Origin of the sequence: Chryseobacterium ureilyticum (assembly GCF_900156735.1) — a bacterium.
GTDB lineage: Bacteria > Bacteroidota > Bacteroidia > Flavobacteriales > Weeksellaceae > Chryseobacterium > Chryseobacterium ureilyticum.
Window position 1 is genome coordinate 979537 of the sequence record NZ_FTOL01000001.1, and the last position, 21273, is coordinate 1000809.

Consider the following 21273-nt stretch of genomic DNA (forward strand, 5'->3'; position numbering starts at 1 on the left):
GAAACAATTTTAATTTCACTTACCCGATTACAAGCGACTACAAATGAATTTAAATAGTTTATAACCGACTGTAACTTGGTGATATTCCAAACTTTGCAACAGAGATTTGAGAAAACAGTGAACGTCTCTTATCTGAATATTAATTTAAAAAATCTAAACATTATGTCACTAAGAAACAAAGTAACACTAATTGGTTACACAGGAAAAGAAGTAGAAATGGTAAACTTTGATAACGGAAACGTAAAAGCAAGCGTATCTCTGGCTACAAGTGATCATTACACCAATGCTAAAGGTGAAAAAGTAGAAGAAACACAATGGCACAATCTGATTGCCTTCGGGAAAACAGCAGAGATCTTTGAAAAATATGTTCCCAAAGGAAAAGAAATAGCCATTGAAGGAAAGCTTACGTACAGATCTTATGAAGATAAAGATGGCGTAAAGCGTTACGTTACAGAAATTCGCGTTGATGAGATCTTATTATTAGGCGGTAAATAATTCTAAAAACATAAATGATGAAAGTAAAAGTTTTTAAAATCAGGCTTCCTGAAGAATTTCTCTACAAAGATCAGAAAATGCTGGATGACTTTCTTGAAGGAAACGAAATTATAAAAGTGGAGACCGCTTTTGTAAATGATGAATGTTATTGGTCTGTTATTCTGTATTTTGAAGAAAAACTACTGAAAAATACAGTTAAGGAACCCAAAGCTATTAAATACTCTGCAGAAAACGATTCTTTAAGTTACGATGAAGAACAGATTTTAAATGCATTAAAGCTCTGGCGATCAGAGAAAGCAAGAGAGCAAAATCTGCCTACATACTTTATCGCAAGTAATAAAGAGCTAGTGTCTGTGGCAAAGTATAAACCTGCTAAAAAGGAGGAATTACTTGAGATCAAAGGTTTCGGAAAGCATAAAATTGAAAATTATGGTGAAGAAATACTGGAGATCCTTGAAAGTGTCTGATTTTTTCAGAAGAAATGACCACATAATTGTAAAAGCTGGGGGAAGATTCTTTCTTCAGCTTTTTTATGCTGTGTAAAGTCCATGCAATTCCGTACTTTTGCGTAGATTAAAAAGACATACAAGAAATGAAGCCAAGTTTAGCAAAAGGAACAAGAGATTTTACGGCGCAGGAAGTTTCCAGAAGAAAATATATCATCAATATTCTACAGAATAATTTTGAATTATTCGGATTTCAGCCATTAGAAACACCTAGCTTTGAAAACCTTTCTACTTTAACAGGGAAATATGGAGAAGAAGGAGATCGTCTGATTTTTAAAATTCTGAATTCCAGTATTAATGAAGCTAAGGACGAAAAGAAAACTCAGATGCTTACAGATTTTCAAAGAGCATTAGAAAAGCCTTTCAGCTCGGAAAATATTACAGATAAAGCCCTTCGTTATGACCTTACAGTACCTTTTGCAAGATTTGTAGCTATGAATCATGGAAAGCTTACATTTCCTTTCAAGCGTTCCCAGATCCAACCGGTTTGGAGAGCAGACAGACCTCAAAAAGGAAGATACAGAGAATTTTACCAATGTGACGCAGACGTTGTAGGTAGCGAAAGTTTATTGCAGGAAGTAGATTTGGTTCAGTTATATTTAAAATCATTCTCTGATCTTAAAGTTCCTGTAACCATTCACATGAACAACAGAAAAATCCTTTCAGGATTAGCCGAGTATGCCGGAATTACAGATAAACTGATTGATTTTACAGTAGCTCTTGATAAACTTGATAAAATCGGAAAAGACGGAGTTGTTAAAGAATTATTAGAGAGAGAAATATCTCAGGATTCTATTGATAAATTGGATTTCTTATTTAGTCAATCTGATGATGCGTTAGAAAACCTTCTTCAGCTAAAAGAAAAATTTGCAGGGAATGAAATCGGATTACAGGGAGTAGAAGAATTAGAGTTTGTTTTAACTCAATCTCTGAATCTTGGAGTTGATATGCAGAATCTTGTATTCAATATTACCCTAGCCAGAGGACTTGATTACTATACCGGAGCAATCTTTGAGGTGAAAGCTGACGAGGTAGCAATGGGATCCATCGGTGGAGGTGGTAGATATGATAACCTTACAGAAGTTTTCGGGGTTAAAAATATTCCGGGAATTGGTATTTCATTCGGATTAGACAGAATTTATCTGGTAATGGAAGAGCTTAATCTTTTCCCTGATGAAGCGTCTTCAAAGACTGAATATTTGTTTGCCAACTTTGGAGGTGAAGGAATCACAGAAGCTTTAAAACTGATTATGCAACTTCGTACAAAAGGTATTTCAGCAGAATTGTACCCTGAGAATGCGAAAATCAACAAACAATTTACATACGCAGAAAAGAAAGGTATTAAAAATCTTGTTTTCTTAGGAGAAGAAGAAATTAAAAATGGAACTGTTACCTTTAAAAATCTTGAAGTTGGAGAACAGAAAACTGTTTCTCTGAATAAGTTTTTAGGATAAGAACCATTCTATACAATATAAAGCAGCTCAGGTTTTTTGATAAAAGAAAACTGTGAGCTGTTTTTTTAGAACAAAAGAAAGGTTTAAACCAGTTATAAAATTTTTATTAATGCCTTAGAAGCGGTTGTGTACTGCATCTGAAAGAACCTCCGAAACTTCTGCTTATTGAAAAATCTATATATTCTACTTTAATACCATATTGTTCAATTTGGTCCCCAATATACTTGAAATCAGGATCTGTAATATAAACTTCAGGAGAAACAGGAAGTCCGTTGGTGGCTAAATTCATCGCTTCATGCAAGGTAACATCAATTCTTTCCCAGTTTTTTAATGCTGTCGGAATTCCATCTAAGAACGCTTCTTCACAAACAACCATTAATCCTTCTTTTACAAGACCCAGAGCGCAGTCGAGATGTAAAATATCCGGATGAAGCTTTACTTCTTCTACTGTGTATCCTTGTGGTTTTAAAAGTTTTTCCAGCCATTGAATTCCAAGCCTGTTAGATGCTAATCCAGAATTTCCAACAAAGATCTGTTTACCGAAAACCAATACATCTCCACCTTCCAGAAAAGGTCCTTTTCCCAAAGTAGTATCTTCCGGCACGGCAATTTCAGGTGAAGGAACTGCCAAATAATAACAATCCTCCGGATATACTTCCTCAAGAAATAAATCCCTCACCGGGAAAACCTCATTTCTCCGATGTAAAAATCTCAGTGAAGATTCTATGACATGATTTCCTACTGTAAAAAATGGATCTCTCACAAAAAAGTTGGAATAACCCGCATTTCCCACTGCCTTTTTCTCAGCATCCGTAAGCTTACGCGGACGAAGAACCTGCACACCGTATTTTTCAAGGGTCTCTTTCAAATTTGTTCTTTCAAGTTCCCATTGCTTTTGAAGATCAGGAAATGCTTCAGAATAATCTTTTCCTTTGTTTTCAAAGTTTTCTTTTACCGCATCTTTACTTAGAAATCGAAGATCTTCAGGGCGTGGCTCTAATGGATAACCAAATTCCGATTGAGCAAGAACAACTTTTTTCAAGGGTGCAAATTCATTTTCAACAAAAATCATAAACTTCAATTTTTTTACGTTTATATATGAGCAACTTTCAAACCGTTAAAGGATAAAACTTTTTAAGCCGAGCTTAAGGCAAAAATAAGCTGAAATTATATCAATTTTAAGAGGTTAAAGAAAAAAACTCTCCAAACTATAAGAATTGAATATTTTTGAAGGTAAAAATCGGGTCAGAATTTGTAATTTGGGATCGATATAAAAATCGAGTAGAACTTTATAATTCTATTCAACAAAAACTTAAACATAAAGACCAAATGAATATGATTTGTGCATTGTGCGGAACACCGCTTACATCTACAGATATGCTTGTAGGAAAGAATAAACTTGCTGATGGCGGTTATTTATGCGCTGGATGTTTTAACAAAGCCATTACTGTAAACAGAGACCTTATCAATACTCTTGATCAGTTTTATTTTGCTGAAATCAATGGGATGCTTCTTAAAAGTAAGATTGATGCAAGCCAGAATCCTGGCGGTTTTCAGTACGGAAACACCAATAGTTACGAGTATGATGCTCCTACAAGGCTGGATGAAATCAAAGATCAGATAGTTGCCCTGAATGTAAGACTGAGTGTTTTAGCTAATGAAGAAGTCAACGAAGTGGATAAAGTTCTTGATAAAGATGAAAGACTGATCGCCATTGCAGAATGTATCGATATGAGTAGCAGTAGAGAAGGAATTCTCTTTTCAACACAGAAAAGAGTAGTTTTCATGGATAAAAAATTCCTTGGCGGAGTAGTAAAGAATGAGTTCACACATCAGAATATTATATCTGTAGATCAGGCGGAGAATCTTTTGTATTCCGTTTTGAGGATTAATACCAGAGGAGCTGCTGCAGATTTTAAACTGCATAATAAAAGTGATGGAAGAGCTTTCTGTACTATTGTAAACGGGCAGATCAATGAACCTGCAAAACCAACCTATCAACAACCTGCACAGCCACAATCATTCTATCAGAATACTCAGACATCTACACCCCAAAATACATCCAGCAGTCCAAAAGAATCAGCAGAAGCTATTTTTGAACAATTAGAAAAGCTTGGAAAATTAAGACAAATGGGTGTTTTAAGTGAAGAAGAATTCTCATCGCAGAAAGCAAAATTATTAGAAAGACTTTAAAAAAATAAAGTTCGGTTGATCAGAAAATTATAAATAATGATTTTGAATATTTTCTATTGTATCATTGCTTGTGATTTTTATTGATACAAAAAGGATCGTATTTTTCATGTTCCGTTTAAAAACTTTTAAACATAAAAATTAAAATGAACACAAATTGTGCTCTATGCGGTATACCTTTAACGTCCATGGATAAAGTTTTGGGAGAAAATAAACTGTCAGATGGTGGTATTCTGTGTAATAAGTGCCTGAATAAAGCAACCAATATTAATAAAGATCTGGTATATGACCTCATCAACTACAGTCTGGCTGAGGTAAGAGATATCGTACTGGGAGAAAGTATTGTTGAGAAAGAAGAAGAGGAGGAGATCGAAATACAACCTGTCATAAAAGAGTCTATTTCTAGAACGATGGTAACATTTTCACATTCTTTTCAATTCAATGTTAATAAAAAAGAAGAACCTACAAGGCTTGATGAAATTAAAGATCAGATTATAGCTTTAAATGCCCAACTCAGTATTTTTGCAAATACCGAAGTGAACGAGTTGGCAAATGTTTTGGATAATAATGAAAAGCTTATTGCCATTGCCGAAGGAAAATACCTCTACAATAATCTCGAAGGAATTTTAGTTTCAACAGAAAGGAGGGTTATTTTTATTGATAAAAAACTTTTAGGAAGTATAACAGAGGATGAGTTTCCACATCATAAGATTGCATCTGCACAACATAGTTACGGACTGATTTCTTCCGAATTGAAATTGTTTATAAAAGACGGTAAAAAAGCAGAATTCAAATTATACAACAGAAATGCTGCAAAAAATTTTTATGAATCAATACAAGGTTACATAAACAGACCTCAAAAGTCATCAGAAGAAAAGCCAGAATATAGCCAGGCGGCTGAAGCAACATCAAAAAAAGATGAAACAATAGCTATCTTTGAAAAACTTGAGAAGCTAGGAAAGTTAAGAGAAACAGGAATTTTAACAAACGAAGAATTTGAAGAGCAGAAGAAAAAGTTGCTTGGGAAATTATAAAAATTAAAAAAATGAGTAGTAATTGTTCATTATGTAGAACGGAATTAACGTCTATGGACACACTTCTGGGAGAAAATAAACTGTCAGATGGCGGAATTTTATGCAATAAATGTTTAGATAAAATAAGCTATATCAATCAGGAAGTGCTTTATAACCTTAGTAAATTCAGTATAGATGATATTGTTAATATTGTAGAGAACAAAAAGACAGAGCAGAACCAGCCTGTTATTTTAAAAGATGAAAACCTTCCTATAGCTGTGAATGCTGAACCGGAAACTTTGTCCAAAGAAGTATATAAAAGAAGAAAGAGAAAAATAAAAAATGAACTGGAAAATCTGAATGCCAACCTTTCTGCATTCACAAGAGGTGAAATTAAAGAACTTCCAAACCTTATTCCGGAAGATGAAAAGATGATTGGTATTACGGACGCTCAGTTTAAAAACACTTTAGATGCCGGAGTTTTAATAGCGACTGACAAACGAATGCTTTCCGTATCAAAATCAATGTTCGGATCTGCAAAAATTAATGATTTTCATAATGATACCATTAAGTCTGTAAGCTTTGTGACAGATCCCAGATCACCGATCATTAAGCTTCATCTAGAAGAAAGAGTAGTAGAATTTGAATGCTATATGGATAAAGAAGATGCTGAAAAATTCTATGATATTATAAGACCAATTTATAATAGCCCTTCTATACAACAGAAACCCCAACCAAAGCAAGTTGCTACCACAAGTCCAATTCCTTCCGGTGAAATCTTTGCACAGCTTGAAAAGCTAGGAAAACTAAGGGAAAACGGAATTCTGACAGATGCAGAATTTGCAGAGCAAAAAAGAAAGCTGTTGGGACTGCTTGAATAAACTTTTAACGGTGAAAATGTTTCTGGAGCTGTAATATTTTTTTGATTTAATTATTTTCTTGTCAGGAAATAGTAATTTAGAAACATAAAACTATTGCTATGGGTAAAAAATCCAGATTAGACGAAATAAAAGATGAACTCGAGAAGTTAGACATCAATCCAACATTTTTTGCAGGAAAAGAGATTCGGGAACTTCCTGATATCCTTTCAACAGAAGAAAAAATTATTTATCTCGTGGAAGGTAGAAATAAAATGACTACCCATCATATTATTTTAGTAGCTACTGACAGGAGGCTTATTTTTGTTGATAAAGAATTTATGTACGGATTAAAAGTTGAAGACTTCTCTTATAATAAAATAAGTTCAATACAATATGAGACAGGGATAATGCTTGCGTCCATAGATATTCAAGTGTCTGATAACCTTGTAGAGATTGATGGAGTAGGTAATTACGAAGCAGAGCTTTTTTGCGAAAAAGTAAGAGATTTCATGTCTCGTCCTGATAAATATTTTCCCGATAAACCAGAACTTACTGTTTTCGATCAATTGGAACAGCTTGGGAGATTAAAAGAGAAAGGTATTTTAAGTGAGCAGGAATTTAATGAACAAAAGAAAGTTCTGTTAGAAAAATTAAATACAGATAAAATGTAAAAGCAAAAAAGTCATCGTAACTACTCGATGACTTTTTCTATATATGAATGTTAAAAAAACTACTCTTATTTATTAGCTTAATGAATCTTCAGCCTTTGCTTTTGCTTCATCTACTTTATTCTGAACCTGGGAAGCAACATCGTTGGCTTTACTTTTAATATCATTTCCCCATTTGTTAAGATTGTCTTTTGCAGTATTAAGCTTATCTTTTACAGCTTGTTGATCTTCAGGAGATGAATTTTTATATTTCCAATATGCTAAAGCACCTAAACCTAGTAACGCTAATACGCCTTTTGTTTTGTTTCCCATGATTTCTATTTTTATGAATTAATATTAAAATTTGTTATTAGTAATCATGTAAAATACGTGCCAAAAAATTGTGTAAAATTATAAAAAAATGTTAAAATTAAGAAAAGGTTTCAAAAATTTCTCCATCAAAACTAGCGAAGACCATAGTAGGGTAAGAATCCTTATGATATACCTTCCCATTCTTGTCAATAGCTATAGCGCCCGCAAATCCATCAATAGTTTTAAGTTCGGCAAAAGTTTTATTGAAAGCCGCCTCCAAGCTCATTCCGTCAGTAACTCTGGTGACTATTTTTGCGGCGGTAGCATTACTTACAATATCTTCGCCTACACCAGTACAACTTACAGCGCAGAAATCATTGGCATAGTTTCCGGCAACAGTGGCAGAATCTGAAATTCTTCCCGGAATTTCAAAACCTTTACCTCCAGTAGATGTAGCAACCGCTAATTTTCCATCTTTATCAATAGCGACACAGCCTACTGTTCCTTTTCCACCGTTATTCAGCTTAGCTTCGTATTCCTTTCTTCTTTGTGGAATCTCTGTAGAAAAATTTTCAAATCCATGTTCTGTGGCATATCTTTTTGCTCCGTTTCCTCCTAAAACTCTATCGTCTTCACCAATTAGACTCTTTGCTACGAAAACAGGATTTTTTACCTCCTGAATATTGATGACTCCACTCAGCTTTTGAGTTTCACCATTCATAATCGCTGCACTCATGCGGATCACTCCATCACTTTGAATCTGTGATCCGATTCCGGCATTATATAAAGGATCGTCTTCCAACAAAGAAACGGCGTAGGCAACTGTATCGAAGGCAGAATGCGTTTGAAGATACTGAAATGTTTTTTCAGAAATTTCCCTTAAAGAGTTTTGTTTTGCTGTTTTTATTTCGTGGCTTTGGTCGCTTTCTGAGAAGAAGCCTCCATGGATAATGATTTTCATAGAATAAGAGTTGATGAATAATTTTTACGAAGGTAATTTATAAATAAAAGATAAAAGATAAAAGATAAAAGATAAAAGATAAAAGATAAAAGATAAAAGATAAAAGATAAAAGATAAAAGATAAAAGATAAAAGATAAAAGATCTTGTCATTAAACAACTATAGCCATAATCATTATCCATCCGGATATCAACATCAATAAGGACGGGCTTTAGCCCACTCAATAAATGAAATATTCAAATTCAATTGGCTTTAGCCAAAACTTATTATATTATCTGTTTTGAGTAAAGGAGTGAATTCAAAACAAAAAAAAACGAAACCGAAGTTCCGTTTATATAGTGGTATGAGTTTATCTATTTATCTTGTGGAATTGGATTGAACTGTGAATTCTCAATCGTTAGTATTTTCGTTGTAAGATCATAATGATCATTCATAGACATTACATGTACTGTTAAATTATCAATAGAAATAGGTTCTCCAAGGTTAATATTGGTAAGATTGGTATCCTTGATGAATCTTCCGTCTACAAGGATGACAAGTCCTGAACCTACAGCAGTCATCACATCGTTATGAATGAAAAGTCCCGTATCTTCACCCAGCCCAATTCCTAATGTTCTCGGATTATTGACTACAGCCTGAAACAGACGCCCGATTCTTCCTCTTTGTACAAAGTGTGTATCAATGATAACATTATCTATTAAGCCTAACCCTTGTGTAGTTTTTATTTCACCTTTTAATAAAGCTTCAGAGCTACTTCCTTGATAGATCATATTTTCAGAGGCTGCCGCTGCACCTGCAGAAGTTCCGGAATAGATAAAGTCCTGTTCCTGGTATTTTAATAAAATAGTATCGTGAAATCTAGTGCCTCCAAGAATAGAAGTCAATCTCAGTTGATCTCCGCCTGTGAACATCATTACATCTGCAGCATTGGCTCTTGCAACCATTGCATCAGAATTGGCTTCCTCACGGTTATGAATATCAAGAATGTTGACGTTTTTAGCTCCCAGGAATTCAAAAGCTTTTTTGTATTCGGTACCTACGATCTGAGGAATCTGAGAAGCGGTAGTTACGATTTCAATTACCGAATTTTCCTTGTGTTTTGATTCATTGATGATCTTTCGCAAAATCCCACGCTCAAAAAAGTTAAGGTTTTTCTCAATATTCTGATCATAATCGGTTTCCGCAAAGCTTCCTTTATTTACAGCTCCTCCGATAACTATTAATTTTCCTACAGGTTTCGTCATGGTACAAAATTAAAAAATAATTAACATATTTGGCGAAATTCATGCCATCTTTAGTTGATTTTTAATCTTTTAGGAATGTTAATTAAATTTAATTTTTTTTTAACAAATCTTTAAATGTGGTATAGTTTTTTTTAGGGTTTTATATTATATTTGGTTGTAAAATAAGTTATTGTTAACTGTTAAAATGCCAATAGACTATGAAAATCGAAAAGATTCAGGCACTACGCGGTCCTAATATCTGGAGTATCAGACGAAAGAAGCTGATCCAGATGAGGTTAGACCTTGAGGAAATGGAAAATTATCCCACTAATAAAATTGATGGATTCAGGGAAAGAATAGAGAAATTGATTCCTTCACTGATCACTCACCGATGTTCGGAAGGAGTGGAAGGCGGGTTTTTCCATAGAGTGGAGACGGGTACCTGGATGGGACATGTCATTGAGCATATCGCTTTGGAAATACAAACCCTGGCGGGAATGGATGTCGGCTTCGGAAGAACCCGTGAAACCAAAACTCCCGGAGTTTATAATGTAGTATTCAATTATCTTGAAGAAAATGTGGGAATCTATGCCGCAGAAGAAGCTGTAAAAATTGCAGAAGTATTAATCGAAGGGAAAGATTATGATTTGAATGCGTGTATTCAGAAATTGAAAGAAATCCGCGAACGAGTACGTCTTGGTCCTTCTACTGGAAGTATTGTGGAAGAAGCGGTCTCCCGAAAAATTCCATGGATAAGATTAGGAACGAATTCACTGGTGCAGCTGGGATATGGAATAAACCAACAGCGTTTCCAGGCTACTATTACAGGGAAAACAAGTTCTATTGCTGTAGATATTGCATGTAATAAGGAATTAACAAAAAGAATGCTTCATGATGCTGCAATTCCGGTGCCTATTGGTGATCTGATCGTGGATGAAGAAGGACTTAACAATGTTATTAAAAAAATTGGATATCCTATTGTATTAAAGCCTTTGGACGGTAATCACGGTAAAGGATCTTCTATTAATGTTAATGATTGGGATTCTGCTAAAATAGGACTGGAACACGCACAGAAATATTCTAGGAAAGTTATTGTTGAAAAATATATTACCGGATATGATTTCAGAGTATTGGTAATTGATAATAAAATGGTAGCGGCTGCACGAAGAGTTCCTGCTCATATTGTTGGAGATGGAGAATTGAATATCCAACAGCTTATTGATAAAGAAAATCAGGATCCACGAAGAGGATATGGTCATGAGAATGTTCTTACCGAAATTGAAGTGGATAAAGATACTTTAGAACTGCTAGAAAAGCTTCAATATTCTCTGGGAACTGTTCCGCAAAAAGGAGAAGTGGTCTACCTTAAATCTACGGCAAACCTTTCTACAGGAGGAACGTCAATAGATGTTACGGATATGGTACATCCGGAAAATATCACCATGGCAGAAAGAATTTCCAAAATTATTGGTCTGGATGTCTGCGGGATAGATATCATGGCGGAAAACCTTACACAACCTTTAAAAGAAAGTGGCGGAGCTATTATAGAAGTTAATGCAGCTCCAGGATTTAGAATGCACCTCGCTCCAAGCGAAGGACTGCCAAGAAATGTTGCCGCTCCGGTTGTAGATATGCTATATCCACAAGGAAAGCCTTTCACTATCCCAATTATTGCAGTAACAGGAACAAACGGAAAGACCACCACCACAAGATTGATTTCTCATATTGTGAAAAGCAATGGATATAGAGTAGGATTTACTACATCAGATGGAATTTATATCCAAAATACAATGCTTTCAAAAGGGGATACTACAGGACCGATTTCAGCAGAGTTTATTTTAAAAGATCCTACTGTAGAATTTGCTGTTCTTGAAACGGCAAGAGGTGGAATTCTTCGCTCCGGATTAGGATTTTCACAATGCGATATTGGGGTTCTGACTAATATTGAAGAAGATCATCTGGGAATGAATGACATTCACAATTTAAAGGATCTTACCAAGGTAAAACGCGTTGTATTAGACAGTGTAAAGAAAACCGGCTGGAGTGTACTGAATGCAGACAATGAATACTCCATGAAAATTGTGAAAGATCTCGACTGTAATGTTGCTATTTTCAGTATGGATGAAAATAATCCTCATATTGTAAAGTTTGCAAAAGAAGGACGAATCACCTGCGTTTATGAAGAAGGTTTTGTAACCATTAAAAAAGGAGATTGGAAGATCAGAATTGGTAAAGCTAAAGATTTCCCGATTACAATGGAAGGGAAAGCCAGATTCATGATCGAAAATGTATTGGCTGCCAGTTTGGCTAGTTATCTTCATGGCTTTGGAATTGAGGATATTTCCAATTCACTACGAACGTTTATCCCAAGTGCACAGCTTACCCCTGGAAGATTAAATGTCTTTAAGTTTAAAAGCTTTAAAGTATTGATCGATTTTGCCCATAATCCTTCCGGATATGAGGCTATTGAAGATTATCTGAAAAACATTGAAGCTACAAAGAAAATAGGTATCATTTCCGGTGTTGGAGATAGAAGAGATAACGATATCAGAGAATGTGGAAAGATTGCAGGACGAATGTTCGATCATATTATCATCCGTAATGAAAAACATCTTCGAGGAAGAACCGAAGAGGAGATTAATGGATTAATCATTGATGGAATGCAGGCTTCAGGAAAAGATGTCAGCTACGAGATTATTCCTAAAGAAATAGAAGCGTTAAAACACGCGATGGGAATGGCAGAAGACGGAACATTTATTACCGCTTTGAGTGATGTGATTTCCAATGCTATTGATCTTGTTCAGGAGTACCAGGCAAGAGAATTGCTGGAAGATGAAAAGAATCTGTAAAGATCTAATTTTGAAATAAATAAAGCGGCTGTACTTTGTAGTGCAGCCGTTTTTTATGAATTCTGAGAATATCTTGCAGATTTTATTTATATAAATAAAAGTTTTGTTTTGAGAATTTAGATCTTCAGCAATTTTCTAGCTTGCTGGAGTACAGCATCCCGATCTTCGGAAAATGTCAGAAAGTATTGGGTCTGCCATTCCTGAGTTTTTTGAGCTTGTTTGCTTTCTGTTTTATACCAAGCTGGATAAACTCTTATTCCTCGTTTGCCTATCTTTTTTTCGTTAGATAAAATTCCTTTTTCCAATAAAATGTTTTTAGGGAAAATAAATATCCCTGAAAGATTATCTTTAAAAGAAGCAACGAAATAAAAGTCAATATCATCAGCGATATCAAAAGGAGTTGTTTCTCCATTTTCATTTCTTTTCCAGATTGTTACAAACTGTCCCGTTTTGGTAGATGTTATTTTTGAAATCCGAAATTTTATATTCCAATTATTTACAGTAAAATTAAAACCTGAGTATTCTCTGCATTCTTTATCTTCTTCAATATTTGAACACTTCAATCCAAGGGGCTGGAAGAGCTGTTCTTCGATGGTTTTTACATTCACTATATTCTTGTTTAAAGTTGGTTGCCAAATCCAAAGTAGTTGATCCTAATCTGTTCAGATAGGCTACCTTTTGATGTGTGTGGAACTTCCCCTCCGCTGAAAGGGTGGCAAAATTCAAAGAATTTTTGGCGGGGTGTTTTAATAAGGTACAATCTTCACTTCATTTATCCTTCTGCAAAAAAAGCATTAGAACTTCCAATCCAAATTGCATCTTTCTTATTGAAATCAACATTTACCATGGCTGCTTTCGTCATTCTTCCCAAGTTTTCTAATAGAATAGGGTGATCATCATTTTCTTTCCAGACGTATAATAAACGAATCTCTGCCTTTGCAAAGTCACCGTTAATATCCTCAAAAATAGGTTCGTAGTTTACTTTTCTTTGTAAAATATAGTTTTCCTTGTCTTTGATAGCGTCTGTAATTTCCTTTGTAGGATTCAAATTGACACCGCCTCCAGCAAATGAAAACAGAGGTTTTAAAACAAAATCTTCAAGGTTTTCACTTTCCGGGAATTCATGTAGAAAGTAACTTTTTGGAACAAATTGATGTTGTAACAATGGTAAAAGAAACTTTGAAATCTTAAAGAACCAGTTGGGATGAGTAATCCATTTAACCTCAACTTCTTCCCGGAAATCAAATTCAGTAACAAGATCAGGAATTCTATCCAATTCATCAAAGATCACACGGTTGTAGATTCTTTTAATCTCTATTTGTTTACCTTTATTTTCATAAAAAAGTCTTTTACCTTCTTTCTTTATTTTGGTAAGGCAAACAGTTTTTATGCCTAATAATTTCTCTGTTAAAGCAAAATCAATCGCTGTTTTCTGTTTTTCAGGGAAAATTTCAAGAAGAATAACATGTTCGGGGTTTTCATCACCCACAATGACCTCTTTTAAATGCTGCTTAAAAGTTTCATGAGGCATGGTATTTCGAATATCAGAAAGAAAAGGATATACTTCACAGAAAGTATCTTCATAAGCTTTTTGAAAGGCATATAATGAAGGAAAAGCCTGTAATTCTATCAATTGTGGCTCAATTTCTCCATTCTCGTTTTTGCATACCCCAAAATCTATGGTAAAAAAATGCGGTTGATCCGTATCATTAGGAACTCTGCAATTGTCAGGAACAGCTTTTTGAAGAAGTTCAGCAGGAAGCGCTTTGATTTGACTGAGAATACTCTCACTTGCATCAAGTAATTTGCCTTCGAATTCTTTGGTCAGAAAAATGGGACTTTCTGAGATTCTGAAAGCCGGCTGCATACCGCTTTTTTGTGCTAAAATCTCTTTCAGCTGCTTATATTTTTCATCTGAAAACTCCTGGTTAAATTGTTTCCTGTATTTTGGGATCATAGTTTTTCTTTTGCGATGGTAAAAAATCGAACAATGACGTTCGATTTTGATATTGTAAATGATTTAACCACAAAAGTCACAAAAGTTTTTATTTTTAAGAATATAAAACGCTGTATAATAAGTTTACATCCAATGAAAATCAAAGATTTTCAACAAAACTTAAGTGTTACACTTTTGAGACTTTTGTAGTAGGTATTAATTATTAAGCCAAAGATTCAGCTTCCTGCAAAATGTTTTTTTTTGCAAACTGAAGAAATCTCGGAAGAATCTGATTTCTAGTGAGGATGATTTTGTCTTCATCATCAATTCTGTCCATCGTTTCAAGATATTTCTCCATTCCGAAATTCTGGATCATAGCTTCTTTGTTTTTGTCGTCTTTCAGGTTTTCAATCAATGCTTCAGGGCTGGCTTCCGGATGAAACTGAGTCCCGAAGATTTCGTCGGAGAAACGAACTGCCATTACCGCTCTTTCCAGATTGATATGAGGGCGGAATTTTTCAATAGCCATAATCGTCATTCCCAGTTCTTCAAAACGGTCATGGTCCGGCTCAATGAATTGATAAGCACGAGAATCTACCGCATAGAAGGGATCCTGAAGGTTTTTAAATAAAAATTCACTTTTACCTTCTTCTGTTTTGTGAACAGGCATTACACCGAAGGAATAGGATTTTCTTTTGCAGATATTTCCTAAATTCCAATGAATGCTTGCTAATTGAAATGAATGACAGATCAGAAACAGATATTTTTTATCTTCACTATATTTATTATGTTCAAAAACAGAATCTAAAAAATTAGCAAACCTGTTTTCCCACTCAAAACCTTCTCTGTGTGGAGTGCCCGGTCCGCCTGAAGAAATAAAAATATCAAAGTCTCCGATTTCCGGCATTTCATCTTTAAACCTCACATCAAATGTCTTGATGATTACATTTTCTTCAGAGTTCTGCTGAAATGCTTCAGAAATTTCTTTAATGTTTCTAAAGCCTTGATTAACATGGTTGTTGTTCATGTCCAGCAGAGCAATTCGAATATCTTTCATTACATCATATTTTTTGTAAAGTTACCAAAAATATTACGAAGCAGGTTCGCCATGTGTTATGCCATACTCTGTTTCTGAGATCATATAATCTACAACTTTGGTGAGATCACCAGTCTCTTTGAAGATTCTGAGCTGTCGATCTGCGCCGGTTCCGTTTTCAAGGATTTTCCAGGCGTATTCAACTTCTTTTCTGCATCCAAGATCATCTACAACATCATCGATAAATTCCAAAAGTTCTTTTAATAAATGTGGATATGGCACGGATTCTTCTTTCCCGAAATCGATCAGGTGTGCTTCAATACCGCTTTTGGATGCACGCCATTTGTTCTCGTTCAATAATAGTCTTCTGTAGCTTCTGAAGCTCAAATTTTGTTGGTGAAGTTTATAGATTTTAGCCACTAAACTCTGCATGATTGCGGCAAGACATACCGTTTCATCAATTCTTAAAGGCATATCACAAATCCTGAATTCAATGGTAGGGTAGAACGGATGAACACGTAAATCCCACCAGATTTTCTTGGCATTGTCTATAGTTCCCGTTTTTATCAGAAGATCAACATAACTATCAAACTCTGCCAATGAGTTGAAGTAACTTGGAATACCGGTTCTCGGGAATTTTACAAAAATTTCCTGTCTGTAAGATTTAAAGCCTGTATACCTTCCAATCCAAAAAGGAGAATTGGTGGAAAGAGCATAAACATGGGGTAAAAAGTAACGCATTACGTTCTGGATTCTTACGCCTTCTTCACGGTTAGGAATTCCAATATGTACATGAAGCCCGAAAATAAGGTTTTCGCGTGCTACATCTCCCATGTCGTCCACGATTTTAACGTACCTTTCCCCTTGAGTGATATTATTATCAGACCAATGCGAGAAAGGGTGGGTTCCGCCGCCGGAAACACGTAATCCCTGCTCGTGAGCGATGTTGATCAGATGTCTTCTTAAACTGGTTAATTCAGCTCTTGCTTCCTGGATGTTCTGGCAAATTCCTGTTTCCATTTCAATCATGGATTCATGCATTTCATGTTTTAAGTTTTCACTCAAAACGGCTTTTCCGCCTTCAATGATCTTTGAAACATGAGAAATAAGATCTCTGCTTTGAACATCAATGATCTGATATTCTTCTTCGATTCCAATAGTAAACTGATGCATTGTGTTGTGTTTTTTAATTCTTTTTTCAATGTTATTTTATGGAATCCTTCACAAAGGTACCCCAAGTGATATTGGGTTTTCCCGGAACATATTCCTTCGCTTTTTCTACGGCTAGTTTTGCTGCATGTTCTACAATCCAAGCGAAATTCTCTTCACCTACAGAGTTTCTGTCGGCATCAGGAGCTGGATTACAGAAATCGATAGCATAAGGAATTCCGTCTCTTACTGCAAATTCCACAGTATTGAAATCATATCCTAATGCTTCATTCATGGTAATGGTATAATCATGAATGGTTTTCAATAATTTTTCAAGCTCTTTTCCTTCTGTCTGATGTGTAGTTGCATATCTTAAATGAGGAGCATTTCTAGGCTCATACGGCATGATATGAACATATTTTCTGCCCAGGCAATATACTCTGTAATAATCATCAAAGATAATCTCTTCCTGAACCATCATTACTAATTGTTCGGTTTCTCCCAGCTTATTCCAAAGGTCATCCGGATTTTCTATTCTATAAACATTTTTCCAGCCACCGCCATCGTGAGGTTTCATATAAGCCGGAAATCCTACATAGTTGAATATATATTCCCAGTCATGAGGAAATTTCAGGTTTCTGAATGAAGTTTCCGATGTATTGGTTGGTCTTTCATGTGATGGAAGTAAGACTGTTTTAGGCAATGGAATTCCAAGTTTGCTCATCAGGGCATTGTTGAAAAACTTTTCATCAGCACTCCACCAGAACGGATTGTTGATGACATAAGTACCGTTAAGTGCTGCATTTTTCAGATATGCTCTGTAAAAGGGAACATCCTGCGAAATTCTGTCAATGATTACGGCATAACCATAGTCTGCACCTTGCTCAAGCTTATCAATGGTAACAGGTTCAGCAACGATATCTCCACCTCCTAATTCATTTACTTTATCAATAAATGCCCAGGGAAATGTGTCCTCCATACCGAATAGAATTCCTACTTTTTTTGTCATAATTTTTGTTTTTAAAATTGGTGTGTATTTTTTTCTATTTTAATAATTGCACTTTTCAAACATTTAGCAGCAATTTTTAAAAATAACTTAAGTTTAAAATTTTTGAGGTTTTATTATTAAACTATTAAGAGAAATAAGCTCCTATGAACGTAGGAAATACCATTCTCCACAAAGGCCAGTCGTGTCCTATCCATTTTCTTTCATCGTACCAGAAGTTGATTCCTTTTATTCTTAAAATTTCTGCCATTTCTATATTTTTATCCTTACAGATATCCTGATCGGAAGTACTTAATACAATATGCATATGTTTGTATTTCCATGCTTCATCATTTCTTACAAACTCTCTTGGACAGTTGAAATAAACAAGATCATCTGAATAACCATCCATAAAATTCCTTATACTGAATGCTCCGGAGAGACAAAACAGATGGGAAACAATATCAGGAAATCTAAATGCAAAATTAGCAGCATGATATCCTCCAAAACTGGCTCCTGCAACGGCTACACGATGAGTTTTATGAAGTTTCTGAATATAAGGAACAAATTCATTGATGAGAAACTGTATATATCGTTCATAGTTTTTTATTCTTTGCTGAGGAGAGATCTTTTCATCGTAAAAGCTCCAGCTGTCAATAGTCTGTATATTATAGAGCCTTACTTTTCCCTGTTCTACAAACCAATTGATGCTTCCGTTAAGATGGAAATCATGGTTTTGGGTATATTGTCCCTGAGATGTCGGAAACATAATGATAGGATACCCGTCATGCCCGGTCACTTCTACCTTAAGGCTTATTCCCAATATGTTGGAATAGTATTCTGTATGTTCTATGTGAGACATTGACTTATTTTCTTTAAAGTTATCTTAGCTGCTCAGTTTATTGCTTTTAGGAGGAAGAATGTTTAGCATTTCGGCGTTGATCTTTTCTGTGGTATGATCTAATCTTTTCTCAATAATTTTCGCATCATTGGATTTATAAACTATTCCAACGTGGTAATCTATCGGAAGAAATCTTACAACTTCTTCACATTCAAAATCACTGTAATCCGGTTCTTTATCTTTAATTAAGGCAATAATTAACCCTGAATAATATCCTGTAGGTGGTATAATACTATATTTTTTATTTCTCAGAAGAGCATCTTCAATTTTTGCCCATTCTCTCCAAATATTAATGCCGCTTGAAGCTTCCACCAAATCTGGAATGTGTGCTCCACCTACTCGGGAAGATGTTTCAAGGAAATACCATTTTCCATCCTCTTTTCCTTTAATAAATTCTGTATGCGTTGCTCCGTTGAGAAGTCCAAAACTGGAAAGTACTTTAGCATTGATCTCCTCAAGTGCTTTGAATTCTTCAGAATATCGTCCTAATGTTTTGGATCTGAATACACCTCCTTCATGAGAAACCTGCATGGGTGGAGCCAAATATTTTGAGGAAGAGGTAAATACAATCTCTTTATTGAATGTAAGGCTGTCTACATGGTAAACGTCTCCAGGTTTAAAGCTTTCCAATAGAAAAAGATGGCGTTCTTCACCAAGTTCATTCAAAGCCTCGTGAAGCTGTTCTTTGGTTAAAATCTTTTTGATTCCTGAGGCGGAGGCTTCCGAACGGGGTTTCAATACCCATGGCGCGGGAACTTTATCTATAAATTCATTAACAGTATCATCATTGAATACAGCTGTGAATTCCGGAACATTAATCCCGGAATCTTTGGCTTTTTGCCGCATGGCAAGTTTATCTCTGAAATAGCGATGGGTGGTTTGTCCCATTCCAGGAATACGGAAAGTCTCCCGGATCAGGGCTGCTTTTTCTACGTCATAATCGTCGAGAGCTACTACTGCATCTACTTTTCTGGTTTTCATCAGATGTGAAAATCCCTGGATCAGATGTTCCAGATTCCAGACTGATGGTTTTAACTCAGGCATATAAAAGACTTCATCAATAGCATGCCATGGCCAGTTTTTTTCTTTAAGATTCTCTGATGTTACTAAAATGATTTTATTACCGAGCGTCTTCATTTCGTCCATGAAATCATAGCCCTTGTAATAGCACGAAATACATACTATAATTTTCTCCTCCATATAATGTTTTTTAGTTTTTAATGATTTTTCAAAAATAAAAGCATTTCTTTATTGTTTGATTAATACTAAAAAACAAAATATGATGCGCTTTTGAAAAACATACAATCAAGTATACAGAGAATTTTTGTAATAAACTAATTTTTAGTGATAATTTTCGATTAAATCAATCAATAATTGAACCCCATAACCAGTGCCTGCTTTTTCTTTCGCATATCCTACATTCCCAAAGGCAACACCAGCAATATCAAGATGTGCCCATTTTGGGTGATCTTCAATGAATTGCTCTAAGAATTTCGCTGCAATGATACAGTCTCCAACTGGTTTTAAAGACATGTTTTTCAGATCTGCTACATCAGATTGTATATCATCTTTCCATATATCCCATAAAGGTAAATTCCACAGTCTTTGGTTGGTTTTATCTCCGGTTTTAATTAATAGATTTTTCAGTTCTTCATCGTTCGAAAACATTGCTGCGCAGGTATCTCCAAACATTCTTACGGAACTTCCCGTTAAAGTGGCAAGATCAATCAGGAAATCTGTTTTGTAGTTTTTGGCAAGATAAGAGAGTCCGTCTGCAAGAATCAGTCTTCCTTCCGCATCAGTATCAAGAACTTCAATTGTTTTTCCGTTATATGCAGTAATTACATCACTTGGAAGCAGTGCATTTTCAGAAATGGCATTATCAGTAATTGGAAGAATGGCAACAATATTAACCGGAAGCTTCATTTCTGCAGCGTAGATTAATGTTCCGAGAACAGCAGTGGCACCACCCATATCAGATTTCATATAATGCATATTGGTAAATGGTTTCAGAGAAATTCCTCCGGTATCAAATAGAACACATTTTCCAACCAATCCAAATGTTTTGGCATTTTTGACTGTAGTTTTATATTCTAAAATTGTGAATGCAGCATCATGGGCACTCGCCTGGTTAACGGCAAGATAGGCTCCAAGTCCCAGTTCTTCACATTTTTTTCTGTTAAAAGCTGTATATTTTAATTCGTATTTTTTGGCAATATTCTTAAGGTAAGAACTAAATATTTCTGCTTTTTTAAGGTTTGCAGGTTTATTCATCCAGTCCTGGCAGGCAAGCTGTCCATTACTCAATGCTTCGGCTTTCTGACCGATGATATCCAGTTTTTTCTGACTTAAATTTTCAAAATGAAGCTCAAATTTTGCATTCCAGAAAGGATGATTTTTTTCAAAAGGATAGTTGTATGTTCCGATGAGGAGCCCTTTTACAAACTCTTCAAATTGTTTTTCATTAAGGAAATCGGCAAAGATTAAAGTTGGAACTGCCTGTAGTTTTTCCTTTTGGGTTTGTGAGAATTTTAATGCAACCTGCTGAACTTCAAAATTCTGTAGAGTTGACTTCCCTAATCCGATAAAATAGGTAATTCCTTCTTCGTGAGCATTGATAAAGACTTCATGTTTTTTTCCGGTGAAAAATGTGGGAATATTTTTATTGAAATTTTTACTTGCTTTTGTCCATTCTTCCTCCGTAAATAAATGGAAGACTTGAGTGTAATTTTTATTTTTTTTGTTAATTAGTTTCAT

The 21273-nt window shown here is 35.1% G+C and carries 20 protein-coding genes; 8 read left to right on the forward strand and 12 right to left on the reverse strand.

Translation table 11 applies throughout. The annotated features are described in order from the left end of the window. Nucleotides 1-162 precede the first annotated feature (162 nt). The 3 genes from BW983_RS04165 to hisS all read left to right on the forward strand — a co-directional run bounded on the left by BW983_RS04165 (nt 163) and on the right by hisS (nt 2455). Nucleotides 163-495, forward strand: coding sequence for a single-stranded DNA-binding protein (locus tag BW983_RS04165; protein ID WP_076550136.1), 333 nt, complete (start codon nt 163-165; stop codon nt 493-495). Nucleotides 496-509: 14 nt separating this feature from the next. Continuing rightward, nucleotides 510-962 (forward strand): HRDC domain-containing protein, encoded by a 453-nt coding sequence (locus BW983_RS04170; protein WP_228408950.1) that lies wholly within the window; start codon nt 510-512, stop codon nt 960-962. Nucleotides 963-1087: 125 nt separating this feature from the next. Further along, nucleotides 1088-2455, forward strand: coding sequence for a histidine--tRNA ligase (gene hisS, locus BW983_RS04175; protein WP_076550138.1), 1368 nt, complete (start codon nt 1088-1090; stop codon nt 2453-2455). Between the two features lie 106 nt (nt 2456-2561). Here the strand turns inward: hisS and BW983_RS04180 are convergent, their stop codons facing one another. Further along, nucleotides 2562-3527, reverse strand: a complete 966-nt coding sequence (locus tag BW983_RS04180; RefSeq protein WP_076550140.1) for a dimethylarginine dimethylaminohydrolase family protein — start codon at nt 3525-3527, stop codon at nt 2562-2564. Between the two features lie 257 nt (nt 3528-3784). Here BW983_RS04180 and BW983_RS04185 point away from each other — a divergent pair, with 257 nt between their 5' ends. From BW983_RS04185 to BW983_RS04200, 4 genes are all read left to right on the forward strand, one after another. Beyond that, on the forward strand, nt 3785-4648 hold the full coding sequence (locus tag BW983_RS04185; RefSeq protein ID WP_139329219.1) for a PH domain-containing protein: 864 nt from the start codon (nt 3785-3787) through the stop codon (nt 4646-4648). A gap of 143 nt (nt 4649-4791) precedes the next feature. Further along, the gene (locus BW983_RS04190) at nt 4792-5679 is read left to right on the forward strand and encodes a PH domain-containing protein (RefSeq protein ID WP_076550144.1); all 888 of its coding nucleotides are present in this window, start codon (nt 4792-4794) and stop codon (nt 5677-5679) included. Nucleotides 5680-5690: 11 nt separating this feature from the next. Further along, entirely contained in the window at nt 5691-6539 is an 849-nt protein-coding gene (locus BW983_RS24310) for a PH domain-containing protein (RefSeq protein WP_228408951.1), read from the forward strand. 98 nt (nt 6540-6637) lie between these two features. Then, the gene (locus BW983_RS04200) at nt 6638-7189 is read left to right on the forward strand and encodes a PH domain-containing protein (RefSeq protein WP_076550147.1); all 552 of its coding nucleotides are present in this window, start codon (nt 6638-6640) and stop codon (nt 7187-7189) included. A 72-nt stretch (nt 7190-7261) separates the two neighbouring features. On the opposite strand, the gene BW983_RS04205 is transcribed toward BW983_RS04200, so the two are convergent. The 3 genes from BW983_RS04205 to BW983_RS04215 form a co-directional block, all read right to left on the reverse strand. After that, nucleotides 7262-7498 carry a YtxH domain-containing protein gene (locus BW983_RS04205; RefSeq protein ID WP_076550149.1) on the reverse strand — a complete coding sequence of 79 codons (237 nt, stop codon included), beginning with the start codon at nt 7496-7498 and terminating at the stop codon, nt 7262-7264. A gap of 97 nt (nt 7499-7595) precedes the next feature. Continuing rightward, the gene (locus BW983_RS04210; protein ID WP_076550150.1) at nt 7596-8438 is read right to left on the reverse strand and encodes an isoaspartyl peptidase/L-asparaginase; all 843 of its coding nucleotides are present in this window, start codon (nt 8436-8438) and stop codon (nt 7596-7598) included. Nucleotides 8439-8790: 352 nt separating this feature from the next. Next, on the reverse strand, nt 8791-9681 hold the full coding sequence (locus BW983_RS04215) for a cyanophycinase (protein ID WP_076550152.1): 891 nt from the start codon (nt 9679-9681) through the stop codon (nt 8791-8793). A 197-nt stretch (nt 9682-9878) separates the two neighbouring features. Between BW983_RS04215 and cphA the strand changes: the two genes are divergently transcribed. Beyond that, nucleotides 9879-12509, forward strand: coding sequence for a cyanophycin synthetase (cphA, locus tag BW983_RS04220; RefSeq protein WP_076550153.1), 2631 nt, complete (start codon nt 9879-9881; stop codon nt 12507-12509). Nucleotides 12510-12625: 116 nt separating this feature from the next. On the opposite strand, the gene BW983_RS04225 is transcribed toward cphA, so the two are convergent. From BW983_RS04225 to BW983_RS04260, 8 genes are all read right to left on the reverse strand, one after another. Further along, the gene (locus BW983_RS04225; RefSeq protein WP_228408952.1) at nt 12626-13117 is read right to left on the reverse strand and encodes a MepB family protein; all 492 of its coding nucleotides are present in this window, start codon (nt 13115-13117) and stop codon (nt 12626-12628) included. 164 nt (nt 13118-13281) lie between these two features. After that, nucleotides 13282-14466, reverse strand: coding sequence for a hypothetical protein (locus tag BW983_RS04230; RefSeq protein ID WP_076550156.1), 1185 nt, complete (start codon nt 14464-14466; stop codon nt 13282-13284). A gap of 202 nt (nt 14467-14668) precedes the next feature. Beyond that, nucleotides 14669-15502 carry a type 1 glutamine amidotransferase gene (locus tag BW983_RS04235; protein ID WP_076550158.1) on the reverse strand — a complete coding sequence of 278 codons (834 nt, stop codon included), beginning with the start codon at nt 15500-15502 and terminating at the stop codon, nt 14669-14671. 33 nt (nt 15503-15535) lie between these two features. Continuing rightward, on the reverse strand, nt 15536-16654 hold the full coding sequence (locus tag BW983_RS04240; protein WP_065394196.1) for a carboxylate-amine ligase: 1119 nt from the start codon (nt 16652-16654) through the stop codon (nt 15536-15538). Between the two features lie 31 nt (nt 16655-16685). Beyond that, complete coding sequence (locus BW983_RS04245; RefSeq protein ID WP_076550160.1) at nt 16686-17639, reverse strand: ATP-grasp domain-containing protein; 954 nt, start codon at nt 17637-17639, stop codon at nt 16686-16688. A gap of 124 nt (nt 17640-17763) precedes the next feature. Further along, nucleotides 17764-18477 carry an alpha/beta hydrolase-fold protein gene (locus BW983_RS04250; protein WP_076550161.1) on the reverse strand — a complete coding sequence of 238 codons (714 nt, stop codon included), beginning with the start codon at nt 18475-18477 and terminating at the stop codon, nt 17764-17766. Between the two features lie 24 nt (nt 18478-18501). Continuing rightward, on the reverse strand, nt 18502-19716 hold the full coding sequence (locus BW983_RS04255; RefSeq protein ID WP_076550163.1) for an ATP-grasp domain-containing protein: 1215 nt from the start codon (nt 19714-19716) through the stop codon (nt 18502-18504). Between the two features lie 141 nt (nt 19717-19857). Further along, nucleotides 19858-21273 (reverse strand): M17 family metallopeptidase, encoded by a 1416-nt coding sequence (locus tag BW983_RS04260; protein ID WP_076550165.1) that lies wholly within the window; start codon nt 21271-21273, stop codon nt 19858-19860.

What these genes read in the sequence shown, in the direction of transcription:
- BW983_RS04165 (WP_076550136.1), top strand. Translation starts at nt 163, where the DNA reads ATGTCACTAAGAAACAAAGTAACACTAATTGGTTACACAGGAAAAGAA.
- BW983_RS04170 (WP_228408950.1), top strand. Translation starts at nt 510, where the DNA reads ATGATGAAAGTAAAAGTTTTTAAAATCAGGCTTCCTGAAGAATTTCTC.
- hisS (WP_076550138.1), top strand. Translation starts at nt 1,088, where the DNA reads ATGAAGCCAAGTTTAGCAAAAGGAACAAGAGATTTTACGGCGCAGGAA.
- BW983_RS04180 (WP_076550140.1), bottom strand. Translation starts at nt 3,527, where the DNA reads ATGATTTTTGTTGAAAATGAATTTGCACCCTTGAAAAAAGTTGTTCTT.
- BW983_RS04185 (WP_139329219.1), top strand. Translation starts at nt 3,785, where the DNA reads ATGAATATGATTTGTGCATTGTGCGGAACACCGCTTACATCTACAGAT.
- BW983_RS04190 (WP_076550144.1), top strand. Translation starts at nt 4,792, where the DNA reads ATGAACACAAATTGTGCTCTATGCGGTATACCTTTAACGTCCATGGAT.
- BW983_RS24310 (WP_228408951.1), top strand. Translation starts at nt 5,691, where the DNA reads ATGAGTAGTAATTGTTCATTATGTAGAACGGAATTAACGTCTATGGAC.
- BW983_RS04200 (WP_076550147.1), top strand. Translation starts at nt 6,638, where the DNA reads ATGGGTAAAAAATCCAGATTAGACGAAATAAAAGATGAACTCGAGAAG.
- BW983_RS04205 (WP_076550149.1), bottom strand. Translation starts at nt 7,498, where the DNA reads ATGGGAAACAAAACAAAAGGCGTATTAGCGTTACTAGGTTTAGGTGCT.
- BW983_RS04210 (WP_076550150.1), bottom strand. Translation starts at nt 8,438, where the DNA reads ATGAAAATCATTATCCATGGAGGCTTCTTCTCAGAAAGCGACCAAAGC.
- BW983_RS04215 (WP_076550152.1), bottom strand. Translation starts at nt 9,681, where the DNA reads ATGACGAAACCTGTAGGAAAATTAATAGTTATCGGAGGAGCTGTAAAT.
- cphA (WP_076550153.1), top strand. Translation starts at nt 9,879, where the DNA reads ATGAAAATCGAAAAGATTCAGGCACTACGCGGTCCTAATATCTGGAGT.
- BW983_RS04230 (WP_076550156.1), bottom strand. Translation starts at nt 14,466, where the DNA reads ATGATCCCAAAATACAGGAAACAATTTAACCAGGAGTTTTCAGATGAA.
- BW983_RS04235 (WP_076550158.1), bottom strand. Translation starts at nt 15,502, where the DNA reads ATGAAAGATATTCGAATTGCTCTGCTGGACATGAACAACAACCATGTT.
- BW983_RS04240 (WP_065394196.1), bottom strand. Translation starts at nt 16,654, where the DNA reads ATGCATCAGTTTACTATTGGAATCGAAGAAGAATATCAGATCATTGAT.
- BW983_RS04245 (WP_076550160.1), bottom strand. Translation starts at nt 17,639, where the DNA reads ATGACAAAAAAAGTAGGAATTCTATTCGGTATGGAGGACACATTTCCC.
- BW983_RS04250 (WP_076550161.1), bottom strand. Translation starts at nt 18,477, where the DNA reads ATGTCTCACATAGAACATACAGAATACTATTCCAACATATTGGGAATA.
- BW983_RS04255 (WP_076550163.1), bottom strand. Translation starts at nt 19,716, where the DNA reads ATGGAGGAGAAAATTATAGTATGTATTTCGTGCTATTACAAGGGCTAT.
- BW983_RS04260 (WP_076550165.1), bottom strand. Translation starts at nt 21,273, where the DNA reads ATGAAACTAATTAACAAAAAAAATAAAAATTACACTCAAGTCTTCCAT.